Raw genomic sequence first — 14,503 nt, forward strand, 5'->3', positions numbered from 1 at the left:
TCGTGATCAGGCGCGCAGATTTTCCCGCAGGGTCGAGCCCGCGTAGCTGGTGCGCATCAGGCCACGCTTTTGCAGGATCGGTACCACCATCCGGCAGAATTCTTCGTGCATGCCCGGGTGATAGGTCGGAATGACGACGAAGCCGTCGCAGGCCTCGGCCTTGAAGGCTTCTTCCATGCGATCGGCGATCATTTCGGGCGTGCCGATCCACATCCTGTCGCGCCAGGTCTTGGATGCCGCTTCCTGCAGCTTGAGGTTCTCAGCCTTCATGGTCTGCTGGACCAGATCGAACGAGCCCTTCATGCCTTGGTTGCGCTGCAGCTCGGCCAGCGACGCCTCGTCCTTCAGCTTGGTAAGGTCGGCGCCGAGATTGGAACTGGCAAAGGCCAGCGTGAGCTCGGGATCGACGAGGCTGCTCAGATATTCCGCCCGCTCCCTGGCGATCGATTCGGTCTCGCCCAGGGACACGCTCAGCATCGGCAGGATGGCGCAATGCTCCGGCGGCCGGCCAGCTTCGATCACTCGCGTCTTCATGTCGGCGTAGAATGTCTGCATGTCCGAGATCCCACGCTGAACCGTAAAGATCATTTCGGCCCAGCGGGCGGCGAAGACGCGGCCCCTTTCTGAGGAACCGGCCTGCATGATCACCGGATGGCCCTGCGGGCTGCGCGGGATCGACAAAGGCCCGCGGGTCTTGAGGAACCGGCCCTCATAGTTTGCGTAATGCACTTTCGCGGGATCGGCGAAATATCCCCGCTCCTTGTCCAGGATGAAGGCGTCGGGCTCCCAGCCATACCAAAGTTTCATACAGGCCTCGAGCACCTCATCGGCACGATCATAGCGGATATCCCGTGCCGGCAATTCGTCGATGCCGAAATTCCTGGCCTCCAGGTCGGTTGCCGATGTCACGACGTTCCAGGCGACCCGACCCTTGGTCAGATGATCAAGTGAGGCCAGCATGCGGGCTAGGTTGTAGGGGTTGTGGAAGGTCGTCGAGAGCGTGGCGCCCAGCCCCAGACGCCTGGTGACCCGGCCCATCAGGGGAAGGACCATCATGGGATCGAGGAAGCTGATTTGTCCGCCCCGGCGGACATAGGCATCGACGCTACCGCCATGCACATCGTAAAGCCCGAAAAGATCGGCGAAGAAACAGCCATCGAAACAGGCATCTTCCAGGACGCGTGCAATATGCTCGTAGCGCTCCGGCTCCAGGATGTCGTCCAGCCGTGACGAGGGGTGCCGCCATCCACCCGGCTGGTCCGCCGTCGGCCCCGTTTTCAGATAGGCCAAGAGATGCATCATACGCGTGCTCATCGGCGTTGGGCTCCGGTCTAGGACGCCAGGCGACGTCGATCGATAAAATCATAAGTATACATACAAAATCCGCGAAGGATGCCGCTTGTCAATCGCAGAGTTCTGTCGTCCCTGCCATCGGATGGTTGGTGCCGCTTCCTTTCCTTCTTTCGCATTGACAAGGCCGCGGAGGGCATCGCATCTTCGTTTGTATGCAAACTAAATAGCGGGGATCATTCATGACTGTCCGTCTGTCCCGTCGCCATGTCGCTGGCCTTCTCAGTGCAAGTACCGCACTTGGCATGATTGGCCTGCCGCTGCGGCGGGCCTGGGCGGCCGAGACCATCACGGTCCTCAACTGGCAGGGCTACGGCACGGATGAAAAATGGGCCCTGCAGGCCTTCACCAAGGCAACCGGCATCGCCGTCCAGCACGATTATTACAGCTCCGAGCCGGAAATGATCACGAAGCTGCGCACCAACCCGGGGGCCTATGACGTGGCTGTCGTCAATAGTGCCCGGACACAGCAGCTGCAGGCCGAAGACCTGCTGATGCCGCTCGATCTCAGCAGGATCCCGAACGCAGTCGGGCTGACCCCGGCGCTCCGGGACAACCCCAATATCCATATCGACGGCAAGGCCTATGGCTGTGCCTGGGTCTGGGGCTACAATGCGATTGCCTATCGCCAGCCCGGCATTCAAACGCCCGACAGCTACAAGATCTTCCAGGACCCGGCCTATGAGGGGCGTCTAGCTCTTTTGGACGACGCCACGAATTCGGTGGCGATCGGCGCTCTCTTGACCGCCCAGGATATGAACGATCCCAAGGACCTGACGGCGGTGAGCGAGCAGCTCAAGGCCATGAAAAAGAACCTCAAGCTGCTCTGGTCCAGCGAGGATCAGTGGAACAAGGGCTTCGAGGCCAAGGCCTTCGATCTGGCGGTGTACTGGTCGGGTGCCTCTGTCCGCTCGCGCCGTACCTATAAGCTGCCCTTGGGCTTCACCGCGCCCAAGGAAGGGGCGATCGGCTGGTTCGACACGCTGGGCGTGCCTTCCTCGAGCACCAAGGCGGAGGCTGCTCTCGCTTTCGTCAACTACATGATCGATCCCGCTTTCTACGTCGAATGGGCGACCAAGGTGGGAGCGCCGGCCTCGGCCAACGGATCGGCCATGGAAAAGCTGCCGGCGGATGACCTGAATCGGACGACTCACGATCCGGCCCTCTTCAAGTCCATGCAGTTCATGGGCCCGTTGCCCGACGAGCGCCGCCAGGCCTTCGCCGACCTTTGGGAAGAGACGAAGGCTTTTTATGCAAGGTGAGCTCGCAGGTGGCGGTTTGCGGCAGGCCAGATCCGGGCGCTCGCTCAAGCGGGCGATGCCGGTGTGGGTCGGCACGCTGGCGCTCCTGTTGCCTACGTATCTCTGGTTGACGCTGGCGATCTTCCTGCCGCTTTTGGGCATGCTCGTTTTCAGCTTCCTGACAAAAGCGCCTTTCGGCAACGCCAAGCCGGCCTTCACCTTCGATCAATATCTTGCCTTCGTCCGCCAGCCCTACCTGATCGACGTCGCCTGGACCTCGCTCCGACTAGCGCTTGTCACGACCGGACTTTGCATGATCCTGGGTCTGGCCGCGGCGATGGCTCTTAAACAGGCAGCGAGCGGCCGCGCGCGCACGATCCTGTTCATGCTGATCATCCTGCCTTTCTGGACCAACGGGCTGATCCGCATTTTTTCCTGGACCATGGTGCTGCGCGAGGGCGGCTTCATCGACATGGTGATCCGGGCCTTCTGGCCAGGCGCACCCAGCATCGGTCTGCTCTACAGCGAGCCCGCCATCATCATCGGCCTCGTGCACGGCTATCTGCCTTACATGATCTTGACCTGCTTCATCTCGCTGCTCGCGATCGACGACGATCTCATCGATGCGGCGCGCAGTCTCGGCGCGCGGAACTACGTCATTTTCGGCAAGATCATCCTTCCTCTTGCCTTGCCGGGGCTCATCTCGGGGGCCGTCTTGACCTTCGTTCCGGTCATTGGCTGCTTCATGGAGCCCCGCATCCTGGGTGGTCGCGTCGGCGTGACGATGGGCACGGTCATCGAAGACCAGTTCACCTCGGCCTTCAACTGGCCGCGCGGGGCGGCGTTCTCTTTCTCGATGCTGGCGCTGGTGCTCGTCGTCTTCGCCCTCTTCTCGAGCGTGCTCCGGCAAGGTGGTATTGCCAGGGAGGACGGATGACGCACGTGGCGCGCGCCTTCCTCCTTGGCGTCCTCCTTTTCCTCTACGCGCCGATCATCGTCATGGTGGCGATGGCTTTCAACGCCTCGCCGCTCTATGCGATGCCGTTCGAATTCTCGACCCGCTGGTTCGGCGCGCTCGCGGGCGACGCCGTCCTTATCGATTCGACCCGCAACAGCCTGGTGATCGCCGTCCTGACAGCCGTGATCGCCACCATCCTAGGCACGGCCGCTTCGCTTGCGCTCGAGCGCAAGCGCTTCATGGGCCGCGCGATCCTACGCATCCTTCTTCTGCCGCCCATCGCCATTCCCTGGATCATCAGCGGCACGGCCATGCTGCTGTTCTTCTTCTGGACAGGGATCGGGCGCGGTTTCCATGCCATGCTGATCGGCCATGTCGCACTTGCCATCCCCTATGTGGTCCTCGTCGTCGGCACGGGCCTGAAGAACGTCCGCGTCGATCTCGAGGAGGCCGCGCAGAGCCTGGGTTCAACTCCATTGCACGCCTTCTTCGCCGTGACGCTGCCGTTATTGGCGCCCAGCATCGCTGCCGCCGCCCTCTTCGCCTTCGCCGTCTCCCTGGACCAGTTCGTGATCTCATATTTCCTGGCGACACCCGGCTACTCCACTCTGCCGGTCCAAATCTACACCGCCATCCGCAAGGGCTTCACGCCTGAGATTAACGCCATTTCGGCGCTGCTCCTGGGTTTCTCCATGCTGGCCATCCTGGCCTTTGTTTGCCTCTCGAAGGCCGGAGGTACGCTTGAGCGCCGTTGACGTCGCCGCCGTTGTAAAAAATTACGGCGCGCAGAAGGTGCTGGATGATATCGCCATCCATTTCCAGGAAGGCGCCTTCACCAGCCTGCTCGGCCCGTCGGGCTCGGGAAAGACCACGCTCCTACGGATTGTCGCCGGCTTCGTCACCCCCGATCAGGGTGTGGTGCGTATCGGCGCGGATGACGTCACGCGAGTTCCGGTCCATGCGCGCAACATCGGCATGGTCTTCCAGTCCTACGCCCTCTTCCCGCATATGACGGTCATGGAAAACATCGCCTTTGGCCTCCACCGCCGTGGCGTGCGGGGGGCCGAGGCCACGCGACGAGCCCGCCAGGCGCTCGATCTGGTGCAGCTCAGCCATCTGGGGGAACGTCGACCGAAGCAACTCTCGGGCGGCCAACAGCAGCGCGTTGCCCTGGCCCGCGCCATCGTCTTTAGCCCTTCCGTCCTCCTCCTGGACGAGCCGCTCTCGGCCCTGGACCGACGCTTGCGCCAGGACATGCAGGTGGAGTTGCGCCGCATTCAGCAGGAAAGCGGGCTCACGACGATCTTCGTCACGCACGATCAGGAAGAGGCTTTGACCCTCTCCGATCACATCGCCATATTGGATGGTGGGCGCATCGTTCAGGAAGGTGCGCCGGCCCAGATCTACGAGCATCCGCGTACCCGCTTTGCCGCCTCATTCCTGGGCGATGCGAATTTCCTTTCCGGTCCGACCATGCCGGGTGGCATCGAGATCGATGGCCGCCCGATCAAGGTGGCCATGCCGTTCGAGACACGAGGCCGAGCCACTGTGGCGGTGCGTCCGGAGAAGATGTCGATCGACGGGCCAGGCGAGAACAGGATCCCGGCCGTCATCCGTCAGATCGTCTATGCCGGCGCCACGACCACCTATCTGCTGGACGGCCCGGAGGGCCTGCCCTTTCGCGTCTTTACGCAGAATCACGAGGCAAACCTCCACCCGGTAGGCAGCGCGGTGTGGCTAACATGGTCGCCCGCCCACACGATTCTGCTCGCCGAATGACGCCCCCCTGGGTCCCACCGGATTCGGTGCATCTTTGCGTCGACATGCAGCGGCTCTTCGCGGCCCCTCTCGGCTGGCGTGTCGCGACGATCGAGCAACTGCTGCCTCCCATCGTCACGCTCGGCCGGCTGCTGCCTGGCCGCTCCATCGCGCTCCGCTTTGCCGTGCCACCGACAGCGGAGACAACGCGCGGCGGCTGGCGGCACTACTATGCAAGCTGGCCGCAATTTCTCGGTCAGAATCTCGATCCAGCACTCCTCGACCTCCTGCCGGGACTCGAATTCTTGACGGATATCATGATCGACAAGATGTCCTTCGGCGGCTTTGAGGGAACGGATCTGGTGCCGAGGCTCAAGCGGCTGCGGGCGACGACACTGATCATCTCGGGCGTCGAGACCGACATATGCGTGCTCTCGACGGTCATGAGCGCCATCGACAAAGGCTATCGCGTTGTCATCCCGACGGATGCCGTCGCCAGTGGCGACGAGGCGGGCCACGCGGCAGCGCTCAAGATCTTCAGTCGCCTGCCTGAGCTGGTTCAACTCACGACCACGGCACGCATCGCCGCTGACCTCGCCTCATGATCAAGCACACGACGATTCCCATCGAGCGAGCCTGGAACACCTGGTCATCGCGACCGGCGGAGATGGTCTTCCTGCCACTGGGCGTCCGGCTGGCACCCGTCGCCTATGCCGCAAGCACCGGCAAGGCCACGGTGTTTCCGCCGGGTGCCGGCCTTACTTTCGGTCGTCACGGCTTGGACGGTTCCCTTGTGGAGCTCGAACTCACCCATGCCGGCACGAGGCTCGCATGGTCCTACACCAAGAGCGACCCCTTTATCGTGACGGGCGGTTGGCGGGCCCTGGCGCTGGGCGAATGGGGCCTGCGATTCTGGCTCAACCTTGCCTTCTTCGCCGAAGACGGGACGCCGGCGAGCCTCGAACCTGAATCGGGTGCCGTTCTGCTCAAGATAGGGCATCGCTGGGTAGCGCTTGTCACCTCGGAGAAGCCCGTCCAGGTGACCGGGCACGAGGATATCGAAGGGCTTTGCGCCGACTTCGTGGCGAAAGGGTATTTCCATCTGGGCAGCCGGAGTACCACGGCACGGCTTCTCGCCTGCCGCTTCAATCTCGAGATGATGCGCGAGGGGCATTTTGCCCTGGCCGTCGCCGATGCCGCCGGCCTCGCGATCGAGCGGGCTAAGGCGGCGCTGGTCTCGCCACCGGTTCCCGATCTTCCTATCCAGGAGGGGATGGAGCCTGGGGCTTTGGATGCCATCCGGGACGTGATGGCCTGGAACAGCGTCTATGATCCGATCAATCACCGGCCCTACACGGCGATCAGCCGCAACTGGGATCTGGGCAAGTTCGGCGGCTTTGGCGTCTGGCTGACCGATCAGCTCTATAATGCCCTCCTGACCGGCTTCTTCGACCAGGAAATGGCGCGGGAGAATTTGGCAGCGGCCTTGGCCAGCCGCACGCCGGAGGGTAATTTCGCCTGTCTTTTGACCGCCAACGATGCCTGGGTGGATCGCACCCAGTTGCCGCTCGCAAGCTTCCTGATCTGGCTGCTCCATCTGCGCACCGGCAATCGCGCCATTCTGGAGCAGGCCTACGCGACGCTGGCTGCGAACCATCTTTGGTGGTGGGCGAACCGTGATCCAGACGGGCGAGGCCTCGTCTCCTATGGAACGTCGGACGTGGGAGAAGGGCTCTATAAGGGTACCCATTTCGGCGCCCGAAATGAATCCAGCATGGACAATTCGCCGGTCCACGACGAGGCGCGCTTCGATCCGCGGACCGGCACGCTCTCTACCCTCGATGTCGGCATCAACAGCATTCTCGCACTGGATGCCGAAATGCTGGCGAAAATCGCCCGTGCCTTGGGGAAGGATGACGAGGCTGAGCGGTTCGACGCGCTGAATGCACGCACGCGCCATGCGATCGAGACCCAGCTATGGGATGAGGCGCGCGGCCTCTTTGCCAACCGGCAGCGTGACGATGGCAGCTTCGTGCGCAGCCTCTCGCCCATCAGCTTCTATCCTTTGGCCTGTGGCGCGGTTGCGCCGGACAAGGTGGAGCGTCTCCTTCGAGCCCTGGATGACCCCGAACTGTTTGCCGGGCCCTATGCCATTCCAGGCACGGCCCGGTCGGATCCGGCCGCCAGGGACAACAGCTATTGGCGAGGCCGTATCTGGGCACCCATGAACTGGCTGATCTGGCATGGCCTGCGCCGTTATGGTCAGGATGGCCGTGCCCGTGACCTCTCGAAGGCCAGCATGCGGCTGTTTCGGCAATCCTGGGACGAAAGGCGGCTTTGTCCCGAGAACTTCAACGCCGAGACCGGCGAAGCTTTGGACCAGCCCGATACCGAAGGCTTCTATGCCTGGGGAGCCCTCCTCCCGGCCTTGGGCGTGGCGGCGATCATGGACGTCAATCCCTGGGGCGGCTTCGAGATCACACGCAGCGGCCAAAAGCTCCGTCTCGGCCCATTACAGAGTCCGCTCGGTCTGATCCTCATTGAGGACGATGGCCGGACCCTCCGTCTCTGGCAGGGCGGGCGGCTCCGCTTTTGGACTACCCTTCTGGGACGCCATGCGCATTTGCGATTCGAGCCCGCCTTCCTCAATGTGGAATTGCCGCATGGTGCCGGCCGGGTCGGCTTCGGCATCGACGCATGCGCGACGCTGGTCTCTGCCAGCCTGGAGGGAAACGTCATCGCCGCCGAGGGCGGGGATTGCAGCTTTACGATCACGGCCTGTGCGTCGCGGCGCACGCTGGTCGTGCATCTGATACCCGGCGATTGAGGTAATCCGCCGCCGTGTTCGCACTGCTTTGCATACATCCGCCATTGCCCATCGATTTCGTTTGTATGATAACAATTCTGACAGACGATGGCGGAATATGGTGACGAAAGCGATTGGCGTGACGGTCAATGGCAAGGGTCATGAGTTGGCTCTGCCACCCAAGACACCCCTCCTCAACGTGTTGCGCAATGATCTTGAGCTGAACGGGCCGAAATTCGGCTGCGGTCTTGGCGAATGCGGTGCCTGTACGGTCCTGATCGACGGGGTCGCCGCCCGTGCCTGCACCATCCCGCTGGCAGGGGTTGAGGGACGGCACGTCACGACGCTCGAAGGACTTGGTAGCGAGGGGGCTCCCGATATCGTCCAGCGCGCCTTCATCGAGGCCCAGGGCGCCCAGTGCGGCTATTGCCTGAACGGCATGATCATGATGGTCAAGGCACTTTTGCTGCGCCGTCCCGATGCGGGGGTCGAGGAAATCAAGCGCGAGCTTCGCTACAATCTTTGCCGCTGTGGCACGCATCTCGAGATCCTCGAGAGCGCCCTTTTGGCCGCGACGCGTCTGCGCCAGCATGGATGAAGCAAGGCTGACAAGGGCTTCACTGCTCGCCGAGAGCAGCCTTCTGGCCGTGGTCGGTGCCGATTGCAGCGATCCGCCCAACCTTGCCGATCAGGCAACGAGCCTCTTTCTCACGGTTCATGGCGATGGCAGCGTCCAGGCCTTCAACGGCCATGTCGATCTCGGCACGGGCATCAGGACCGCCCTGGCCCAGATCGTCGCCGAGGAATTGGACGTTGCTTTCGAGCGGGTCTCGATGATCCTGGGCCATGGCGGGCTTGGCCCCGATCAAGGGGCGACGATCGCCAGCGAGACCATTCAGATCACCGCCTTGCCGCTCCGGCGGGCGGCGGCCCAGGCGCGCCGCTATCTGCTCGAACTCGCGGCCGTCGAATTGAAGGTTGCCCCGGAGAACCTGCACGTCAACGACGGCACGGTCTCTTGCGACGATGGCAGCAACCGCTTCGTGGGCTACGGCGAACTTCTGGGCAATCGGCACCATCTGCTCCGGCTCACGGACGACGTAGCGTTAAAGCCGGTTGAGCAACATCGCGTCATCGGCCGTTCGCAGCCGCGCGTCGACATCCCGGCCAAGGCCACCGGTAGCTTTACCTATGTCCACGACATGCGTCTGCCAGGCATGTTGCACGGCCGCGTCGTCCGTCCGCCTTATGCCGGGATCGACGCTGGCGATTTCGTCGGCAGAAGCCTCATCGCCATCGACGAGGGATCGATCGCCCACGTGCCGGGTATCGTCAAGCTGGTCCGAATTGGTGATTTCATCGGCATCGTCGCCGAGCGGGAGGAGCAGGCGGCCGAGGCAGCCGCGGCACTGCAGGTGACATGGAAGCCCGTCCCCTCGCTGCCCGACATGGACGATCTGGCGGGGACACTCCGCGCCAATCCAAGTACCCCCCGCCTGCTCGAGGACAAAGGCGATACGCCCAAGGCGCTCGCTGAAGCGGCAAGACGCCACCGTCGAACCTATCTTTGGCCCTATCATCTGCATGGCTCGATCGGCCCCTCATGTTCGCTCGCCGACTGGCAGCCGGGCGGGCTGCGCGTCTGGTCGGGCACGCAGAACCCGCAGGTGCTGCGACGCGATCTGGCAACGCTCATGGGCCTGCATGAGGGACAGGTCGAGATTCTCCGCCTCGAGGCCGCCGGCTGCTTCGGGCGCAATTGCGCTGATGATGTGGGCGCCGACGCAGCCCTTCTTTCCCGCGCCGTCGGCCGACCGGTGCGGGTCCAGCTTACCCGCGAGCAGGAACATGCCTGGGAGCCCAAGGGTGCTGCCCAGCTCATGGAGGTCGAGGGCGGGCAGGACGCCGAGGGAGGCGTCACTGCCTATGATTTCTCGGTCTATTATCCCTCGAACGGCGCGCCGCTCCTGGCCGCCATCCTGACAGGCGCTGTATCCTCGACGCCGACCGTATTGCAGATGGGCGACCGGACGGCGATCCCGCCTTACGACTATGCCAACCGGCATATCGTCTGCCACGATATGCCGCCCATTGTCAGGGCCGCCTGGCTGCGCGGCGTCTCATCGCTGCCCAACAGCTTTGCGCACGAGTCCTTCATCGACGAGATGGCGTTCGAGGCTGGGGTCGACCCCATCGAATACCGGCTCCGCTATCTCCACGACCCGCGCGCCATTGATCTGGTGAAGGCTACGGCCGAGCGAGCCGGCTGGACGCCCAGGACGAGTTGGGGAAGTGCCGGCAGCGAGGGCGACATCCTGCGCGGTCGCGGCTTTGCCTATGCGCTCTATGTCCACAGCAAATTTCCAGGCTATGGGGCAGCCTGGTCGGCCTGGGTGGCCGATGTCGAGGTCAACAGGAAGACTGGCGAGGTGGCCGTCACCAAGGTGACGGTCGGCCAGGATTCCGGCCAGATGATCAATCCGGCCGGGGTCAAGCAGCAGATCCACGGCAATGTCGTGCAGTCGATCGGCCGCGTGATGAAAGAGGAGGTGAGCTTCACCGAGAAGGCTGTGGCCACTAAGGATTGGGGCGACTACCCGATCATCACCTTCCCCGAATTGCCGCTCGTCAACGTTCTGATGGTCGATCGCCAGAGCGAGCCACCGCTTGGCGTGGGCGAATCGGCCGCCGTGCCAAGTGCTGCCGCGATTGCCAACGCCATTTATGATGCGACTGGCGTGCGATTTCGCGAGGTTCCCTTTACGCCCGAGCGCATCCGCAAGGGCCTCGGCATACCGGAGCCGTTACCGGCCCCCTCGGCGGAGCCGGCCAGGGGACGGCGCTCGCGCGGGCGCCTTTTGGGCTACGCCGTCGCGGCCGCCGCAGCCGGCATCGGACTTCTGAGCAACTTCACGCCATGGCGCAGCGCCATCGAGCCCGTCGCGCGACCACTACCCGGTGTCTATAGTGACGCAACGATCGAGCGAGGTCGCCAGCTGGCGGCGATCGGCGACTGTGCTGTCTGTCATACCGCCGATGGCGGTCTGCCACTGGCGGGCGGCAGGAGGCTGGAAACACCCTTTGGCACCATCGTGACGACCAACATCACGCCCGATCCCGACCACGGCATCGGCAACTGGTCCTATCCAGCCTTCGTCCGGGCGATGCGCGAGGGCATCCATCGCGATGGCAGGCATCTCTACCCGGCATTTCCCTATGGCGCCTACGCCAAAACGAGCGATGCCGATCTTTCGGCCCTCTATGCCTTTCTGATGGCGCAGGAACCCGTAGCGGCGTCGCCGCCCGAGACCCGCCTGGCCTTCCCCTTCAGCCTGCGCCCGCTCCTGGCGGGCTGGAACGCGCTGTTCCACGATGCCGCCACCTTCAAGTCCAATCCGGAGAAATCCGCTCTTTGGAATCGGGGAGCGTATCTGGTGGAAGGGCTCGGACATTGCAGTGCCTGCCATAGTCCTCGCAACAGGTTGGGCGCCGAGGTCAAGGGGCCGGATCACCTGTCGGGAGGGACCGTCGAGGGTTGGGATGCGCCAGCCCTGACAGCGCTATCGTTAGCCCCGGTCCCCTGGACGGAGGCCGAGCTCTTCACCTATCTGCGCACCGGTTTTTCGCCGTTGCACGGACCGGCTGCCGGTCCCATGGCGCCCGTCATCGCCTCGTTGCGCGACGTATCCGACGACGATCTGCGAGCCATGGCGCATTATCTGGCCGACCTTCGAGCAACCAGGACGAGCGAGGCGGAGGCAGCCGAACAAGCAGCCTCGCTCGAGGCTCGCGCTTCCACATCGATGCCGCCCAGCCTCAGCCAGGGGGCAAGGATCTATGAAGGGGCTTGCGCCGTCTGCCATGCCGCTGATGGACCCACTCTGTGGGGGTCGCGGCCATCCTTGGCCCTCAACAGCAATCTCCAAGCCGCACGGCCAGACAATCTTCTGCGCGTGATCCTGGGCGGGATCGACACCCCGGCCTATGCCGAGCTGGGCTACATGCCGAGCTTTGCCGCGGCATTCGACGACGAGCAGGTGGCCCAGCTCCTGTCGTATCTGCGCAGTCGGTTCGCACCTGATCAGCCGGCATGGACCGATCTTGCCAGGCGTGCCGGCGAGGTACGCGAGATACTCCGCCACGAAAGGCTGACACGCGCCGATGGCGGTTCCTGACGAGATGGCGGTGCCTATAGTAAGAATCCGGACCTCACGAACTCCTCGGACGCGTCATGCCCAGCATCGCTCTCACTCAAGATCTTCGCCCGGGCTTCAGATTGGAGGCCAGTCTGGGCTACGCGCTGCGTCAGGCAGGGCAGCATCATGCCCAGCTGGTGCAGAGCCTGTTGCCACCGGGACTTACCGCGCCGCAATTCACCGTTCTGGTCAAGCTTTACGAACTCGGCAGCTGCTCGCAGAATCAGCTTGGCCGGCATGTCCTCATGGACGCCGCGACGATCAAGGGCGTCGTCGACCGGCTGCGCCGGCGCGACCTGATAGAGGCCATAGCCGATCCGCTGGATCGCCGGCGGATCATGCTGTCCTTGAGCGAGGAGGGCTTCTGCCTTGCGGGCGAGCTCGCCCATGCGATCGAGAGCGCGGAGGATGGCATGCTCGGCCATCTCGATGCTGGCGAGCAGGCGCAGCTTACGGCCCTGCTCGCCAAGATGTGCCAATAGGAAAAAAGAGGCGCCCTCTTCCTTTACGCTTGCTCCCGCGCTTTCCTCGGCTGAATCAGACCTTTTGATGCGGATCATGGGAGATGGCGTGACAACGACCCGAAGGGAACCGAGCAAGGCAGGTGCCTATGTGCTTGACGAACAGGTGGGCTTTCTTCTTCGCCAGGTCAGCCAGCGTCACTCGACCATCTTCGCGGCCCTGATTGGTGAGGAGTTGACCGCGACGCAGTGGGCCGTGCTCTCAAAGCTCTTCGAGGTGGGCGCCACCTCGCAGAATCTCCTTGGCCGATTGACCGCCATGGACGCGGCGACGGTCAAGGGTGTGGTTGATCGACTGATGCGGCGCGATCTCGTCGCCACCCGGCCGGACCTCCAGGATGGTCGGCGTCTCGTCGTCGAGTTGACCCAGGTCGGCACCGAGCTCGTCGGCCGCCTCCTGCCTCGGGCGCGCGCCATCACCGAGGAAACGCTGGCGCCGCTCAACGCGGCCGAGCGCAGCCAGCTCGAAGCGCTGCTGAAGCGTCTACGCTAGCGTGGTGTCGAATTAAGGCGCCGATATTCGGCCCGCCGAAGGACGCGCGTTGGAAGGTGGCTTTTTGCTAGATGGCAACCCTTAGGGGGCGTCAACGGTTCAGAAGCGGCAACAAGACGGAAGCGGAAGTGATGCCAGCCAGATCCAGGGCTCAGCACGAAGCGGCGGGCGGCGCGACGAAGACCAGTCGCCTTAAAGGGGCATCTAAGTCGATGGTACGTTCGACGAACGAGAAAGCGCTCGCGAATAGGGCTTCCGCGATGCGTGCGGCGCGGTCCGAGTACGCGGTTAGAAAAGATTGAGCGGCGGGATTCGCGCGGGGCAGCGGCCATGATGCCGAGGGCCAACTGGAAGGGCCAATTGCAGTTGAACGAGTTGTCCTGCGAGGTGGCACTCTACACCGCCATCTCAAATGCCGACCGCCTGGCCTTCCATATTCTGAACCGCAAGACCGGCCATCGCGTGCACCGGGTCTTCGTCGATGGGGAAACAGGACAGGTCGTTCCGAGCGATCATCAGGTTAAAGGCTACGAGACGGCGGATGAACGCTACGTTATGTTGGAGCCCGAGGAAGTCGCGGCCGCGGTGCCTGAGAGCGACAAGACGATGCGAATCAAGACCTTCGTCGCTGAGGACGCGGTCGACGATGTTTATCAGGATAGACCCTATTATTTGGCGCCGGCGACCGCTGATGCGGCTGAAGCCTATGCCGTTATCCGCCAGGGCATGGCGGCAAAGAAGGTCGTCGCCCTAGCGCAGGCGGTGTTGTTCCGGCGCCTGCGTACGCTCTTGATCCGTCCGGAAGCCGGTGGCCTGGTCGCGACGACCCTCAATTTTGACTACGAGGTGCGACCGGCCAGCATGGCCTTCAAGGGGATCAAGAAAGTCACCGTGAAAGGCGAGATGCTCGATCTGGCCAAACATATCATCGAGACGAAGCTCGGCCGTTTCGACCCTGCCGAATTTGAAGACCGCTACGAAGCGGCCCTGGCCGAGCTCGTGAAGGCCAAGCAGGCTGGCAGGCCCCTGCCAAAGGGTGCTCCCGAGGCTCCGTCCAAGGTCGTCGACCTCATGGCGGCCTTGCGTGAGAGCGCCGGGACCAAGACCAGCCCCAATGGCAAGAAGACCGCCAGGGCCGCGCGGCGCAAGGCTGGCTGACAACCTGGGCCAGCCCGACCAA

Annotated in this window: 13 protein-coding genes; 12 read left to right on the forward strand and 1 reads right to left on the reverse strand. The window is 63.3% G+C overall.

Annotation, left to right across the window (positions count from 1 at the left end; all coding sequences use genetic code 11):
- Nucleotides 1-6: 6 nt before the first annotated feature.
- Nucleotides 7-1,314, reverse strand: a complete 1,308-nt coding sequence (locus CFB17_RS13170; protein ID WP_088562023.1) for an LLM class flavin-dependent oxidoreductase — start codon at nt 1,312-1,314, stop codon at nt 7-9.
- 218 nt (nt 1,315-1,532) lie between these two features.
- Here CFB17_RS13170 and CFB17_RS13175 point away from each other — a divergent pair, with 218 nt between their 5' ends.
- The 12 genes from CFB17_RS13175 to ku all read left to right on the forward strand — a co-directional run bounded on the left by CFB17_RS13175 (nt 1,533) and on the right by ku (nt 14,481).
- A complete protein-coding gene (locus CFB17_RS13175; protein ID WP_088562024.1) occupies nt 1,533-2,612 on the forward strand; it encodes an ABC transporter substrate-binding protein in 1,080 nt (359 codons plus the stop codon).
- Nucleotides 2,602-3,528, forward strand: a complete 927-nt coding sequence (locus tag CFB17_RS13180; protein WP_088562025.1) for an ABC transporter permease — start codon at nt 2,602-2,604, stop codon at nt 3,526-3,528. Before CFB17_RS13175 ends, CFB17_RS13180 begins: the two co-directional genes overlap by 11 nt.
- Nucleotides 3,525-4,304 (forward strand): ABC transporter permease, encoded by a 780-nt coding sequence (locus tag CFB17_RS13185; RefSeq protein ID WP_088562026.1) that lies wholly within the window; start codon nt 3,525-3,527, stop codon nt 4,302-4,304. The genes CFB17_RS13180 and CFB17_RS13185 overlap by 4 nt, the downstream gene beginning before the upstream one ends.
- Nucleotides 4,291-5,328, forward strand: a complete 1,038-nt coding sequence (locus CFB17_RS13190; RefSeq protein WP_088562027.1) for an ABC transporter ATP-binding protein — start codon at nt 4,291-4,293, stop codon at nt 5,326-5,328. Before CFB17_RS13185 ends, CFB17_RS13190 begins: the two co-directional genes overlap by 14 nt.
- A complete protein-coding gene (locus CFB17_RS13195) occupies nt 5,325-5,912 on the forward strand; it encodes a cysteine hydrolase family protein (protein ID WP_165769607.1) in 588 nt (195 codons plus the stop codon). Before CFB17_RS13190 ends, CFB17_RS13195 begins: the two co-directional genes overlap by 4 nt.
- The gene (locus tag CFB17_RS13200; RefSeq protein WP_088562029.1) at nt 5,909-8,134 is read left to right on the forward strand and encodes an MGH1-like glycoside hydrolase domain-containing protein; all 2,226 of its coding nucleotides are present in this window, start codon (nt 5,909-5,911) and stop codon (nt 8,132-8,134) included. The genes CFB17_RS13195 and CFB17_RS13200 overlap by 4 nt, the downstream gene beginning before the upstream one ends.
- A 97-nt stretch (nt 8,135-8,231) precedes the next feature.
- The gene (locus CFB17_RS13205) at nt 8,232-8,711 is read left to right on the forward strand and encodes a (2Fe-2S)-binding protein (protein ID WP_088562030.1); all 480 of its coding nucleotides are present in this window, start codon (nt 8,232-8,234) and stop codon (nt 8,709-8,711) included.
- On the forward strand, nt 8,704-12,288 hold the full coding sequence (locus CFB17_RS13210; protein WP_088562031.1) for a molybdopterin cofactor-binding domain-containing protein: 3,585 nt from the start codon (nt 8,704-8,706) through the stop codon (nt 12,286-12,288). Before CFB17_RS13205 ends, CFB17_RS13210 begins: the two co-directional genes overlap by 8 nt.
- A 56-nt stretch (nt 12,289-12,344) precedes the next feature.
- Nucleotides 12,345-12,791 carry a MarR family winged helix-turn-helix transcriptional regulator gene (locus CFB17_RS13215; RefSeq protein ID WP_088562032.1) on the forward strand — a complete coding sequence of 149 codons (447 nt, stop codon included), beginning with the start codon at nt 12,345-12,347 and terminating at the stop codon, nt 12,789-12,791.
- A gap of 67 nt (nt 12,792-12,858) precedes the next feature.
- Nucleotides 12,859-13,323 carry a MarR family winged helix-turn-helix transcriptional regulator gene (locus tag CFB17_RS13220; protein ID WP_407642419.1) on the forward strand — a complete coding sequence of 155 codons (465 nt, stop codon included), beginning with the start codon at nt 12,859-12,861 and terminating at the stop codon, nt 13,321-13,323.
- Between the two features lie 131 nt (nt 13,324-13,454).
- Nucleotides 13,455-13,625 carry a DUF3008 family protein gene (locus CFB17_RS19960; RefSeq protein WP_106408573.1) on the forward strand — a complete coding sequence of 57 codons (171 nt, stop codon included), beginning with the start codon at nt 13,455-13,457 and terminating at the stop codon, nt 13,623-13,625.
- A 28-nt stretch (nt 13,626-13,653) separates the two neighbouring features.
- Entirely contained in the window at nt 13,654-14,481 is an 828-nt protein-coding gene (gene ku, locus CFB17_RS13230; protein WP_088562034.1) for a non-homologous end joining protein Ku, read from the forward strand.
- The last annotated feature ends 22 nt before the right edge of the window (nt 14,482-14,503 follow it).

It is taken from the genome of Arboricoccus pini (genome assembly GCF_900187945.1).
Lineage (GTDB): Bacteria > Pseudomonadota > Alphaproteobacteria > Geminicoccales > Geminicoccaceae > Arboricoccus > Arboricoccus pini.

Excerpts from the sequence above, each read along its gene's own strand:
- CFB17_RS13170 (WP_088562023.1), bottom strand. The coding sequence starts at position 1,314 with ATGAGCACGCGTATGATGCATCTCTTGGCCTATCTGAAAACGGGGCCG.
- CFB17_RS13175 (WP_088562024.1), top strand. The coding sequence starts at position 1,533 with ATGACTGTCCGTCTGTCCCGTCGCCATGTCGCTGGCCTTCTCAGTGCA.
- CFB17_RS13180 (WP_088562025.1), top strand. The coding sequence starts at position 2,602 with ATGCAAGGTGAGCTCGCAGGTGGCGGTTTGCGGCAGGCCAGATCCGGG.
- CFB17_RS13185 (WP_088562026.1), top strand. The coding sequence starts at position 3,525 with ATGACGCACGTGGCGCGCGCCTTCCTCCTTGGCGTCCTCCTTTTCCTC.
- CFB17_RS13195 (WP_165769607.1), top strand. The coding sequence starts at position 5,325 with ATGACGCCCCCCTGGGTCCCACCGGATTCGGTGCATCTTTGCGTCGAC.
- CFB17_RS13200 (WP_088562029.1), top strand. The coding sequence starts at position 5,909 with ATGATCAAGCACACGACGATTCCCATCGAGCGAGCCTGGAACACCTGG.
- CFB17_RS13205 (WP_088562030.1), top strand. The coding sequence starts at position 8,232 with ATGGTGACGAAAGCGATTGGCGTGACGGTCAATGGCAAGGGTCATGAG.
- CFB17_RS13210 (WP_088562031.1), top strand. The coding sequence starts at position 8,704 with ATGGATGAAGCAAGGCTGACAAGGGCTTCACTGCTCGCCGAGAGCAGC.
- CFB17_RS13215 (WP_088562032.1), top strand. The coding sequence starts at position 12,345 with ATGCCCAGCATCGCTCTCACTCAAGATCTTCGCCCGGGCTTCAGATTG.
- CFB17_RS13220 (WP_407642419.1), top strand. The coding sequence starts at position 12,859 with ATGCGGATCATGGGAGATGGCGTGACAACGACCCGAAGGGAACCGAGC.
- CFB17_RS19960 (WP_106408573.1), top strand. The coding sequence starts at position 13,455 with ATGCCAGCCAGATCCAGGGCTCAGCACGAAGCGGCGGGCGGCGCGACG.
- ku (WP_088562034.1), top strand. The coding sequence starts at position 13,654 with ATGATGCCGAGGGCCAACTGGAAGGGCCAATTGCAGTTGAACGAGTTG.